The sequence below is a fragment of the Streptomyces niveiscabiei genome (genome assembly GCF_001419795.1).
GTDB lineage: Bacteria > Actinomycetota > Actinomycetes > Streptomycetales > Streptomycetaceae > Streptomyces > Streptomyces niveiscabiei.
In genome coordinates, this window is record NZ_LIRL01001342.1 from 1 (window position 1) to 2,119 (window position 2,119).

The window sequence follows — 2,119 nt, forward strand, 5'->3', positions numbered from 1 at the left end:
GGGTGAGGGTCTCGAAGCGGAGGGGCTGCGGGGCGCGGACCCGGACCGCCGGGAGGTGCAGGACGTAGCCGTCGGCGACCTCGGCGACGGTGCCGGGCCCGAGGAAGCCGACGGCCAGCTCGGCGATCAACTCCCGGATACGGGACGGAGATCGGTTCCCCTCCGGCAGGACGCGCGCCAACTCGCCGAACGTCACCCGGCGGCCCCGCTCGTGCAGCAACTTGACCAGCAGCGCCATCAGTTCGGGGGAGTGGATGTCCTGGGAGACGGAGCCTCGCGTGACGCGGAGGGGGGCGGTCGTCCGGATCTGGAGGTGCTCGGTGCGGCGGGCCCGCCGGAGCGACTCCGCCGACTGCTCGGGGTGCCGGGCCCGGAAGTCCTGTACGTCCGGCGAGCGCTTCGTCAACTCCTCGGCGAGCCGGTGGAATTCGACCGCGTCCCCTGCCGCGCCCTTGCCCACCGACTCCTGCCCCAGCGCGAACCGGCTGATGAGTACGGTGCCGTCCGCGCGCAGCAACAGGCCGTTGCCGCCGGTCTGCCCCCGCACCAGGCCGGCCGCGTGCAGGGCGCGCAGCCCCTCCTGGACGTCGGCCACGAGCGCGGCGTACACCGGCAGGCACACCCCGGGCCCGCTCCCCAGCAGCAGCTCGGACAGCGTCACCCCCTCCACGAACTCCGCGACCAGGTACGGGGTTTGGCCCTCCACCCCGTGGTCGAGGACCCGCGCCACGTACGGACTGTCGACCCCGGCGAGCGCCCGCGCGTCCTCCGTGAACCGGTCGAGATGCTCCGGCTGTTCGGGGTAGAGGTGGACGACGACCCGCTCCCCGCTCCGCGTGTCCACCGCCTCCCGCACCCGCTGCCCCGGACCCCGCTGCCCGAGGACCCGGTACCGCCCGCCGAGGAGTGCGGCGTCCGTCGTCCCGTCAGGGGGCGCGGTCTCCGTCGTCCCGTCAAGGAGCGTGGCCTCCGTCGTCCCGCCGAGCCGGTCGACGGTCTCGCCGCGTACGGTCGCGAACGCCTCCCCGTCCTCCGCCCCGCCGCCCCCGAGCGCGCGGAACGCCCCGGGCGTGAACCCGGCGCGTACGTCGATCAACTCGCCGATCCGCGCGAGGAATTCACTCGTGCGCCCGCGCACGGTCCGGGGCAGCGTGCGTTGCAGCAGCTCCCGTACCCCGGGCCGGAACGCGTACGAGCCGGGCGGTCCGTCGACGGCCGTGAGCATCCCGCTGAGGATCACCTCGGCCAGGTGCTGGGGCCGGGGGTCCTTCTGCACCGTGTGCTGCACGAGCCGCATCACCGGCACCGAGGGTGCCGCCAGCGACAGGTGCCCGGCCAGCCGGAACGCCTCCGGAGAGGCCGTCGACTCGAACCGCAGAACAATCTCACGGGCCGTCAAGTCTCTTATGTCCGACGCCTCTTCAGGGACGGCGGGCGCGCTCGTCAGCCAGGCCGCCGCGCCGGGGATCCGCCCGCCGCCCGGACTCGTCAGCAGCGACGCCCAGTTGGCGAGCCAGGGCGCGTCCGGTTCCATGACCGGCAGTGCGACGGCGTCCGGTGAGGGGGCGGTGACGTCGGGGTCGTACGGGGTGAAGGCGAGCCGTGACGCCGGGGACGCGAGGGCCGGGGAGGCGAACAGGCCCGGTTCGGCGGGGAGTGCGGTGGCCGGCCACAGGTGCTCGGGGAGGGGCTGAACGACGGCCAGCGGGGCGTGAGTTGCCCAGTGGCGCAGGGTGCCGTACCAGCGGTCGCCGTCCGGGCCGGGGCGCCACTGCGGGCCCATGCAGTCGCTGAGGACGAGGATCGCGGTGCGGCCGTCGGCCGGGGCGACGACGCCACGGGTGCGGCCGTCGGGGGTGAGGGGGTGCAGGGAGACCGTGCGGAAGATGCCCGACTGGGCGAGCACGGTGTGCAACTCCCGTACCAGCGGCTGCCATACGGGCATCGTCGGGCTCGTGTCGTGCACGAGGCACACGCGCAGCCAGCGGTCGCGGGCCGGGCGCAGGACCGGGAGCCACACCTCGGGGGAGGCGCCGAGGCGGGCGATGCGGTCGGCGGTCGCGGGCTCGTCGAGGAGCCGCGCGTGAGGGGCGGGGACCGTGCGTTTGAGGGGGCGGAG

At 74.8% G+C, this 2,119-nt stretch carries 1 protein-coding gene; it reads right to left on the bottom strand.

All coding sequences use genetic code 11. The annotated features are described in order from the left end of the window. Window positions 1-2,119: SAV_2336 N-terminal domain-related protein (locus tag AOK24_RS43820; RefSeq protein WP_276206904.1), on the bottom strand; the 2,119-nt coding region annotated here is incomplete at both ends.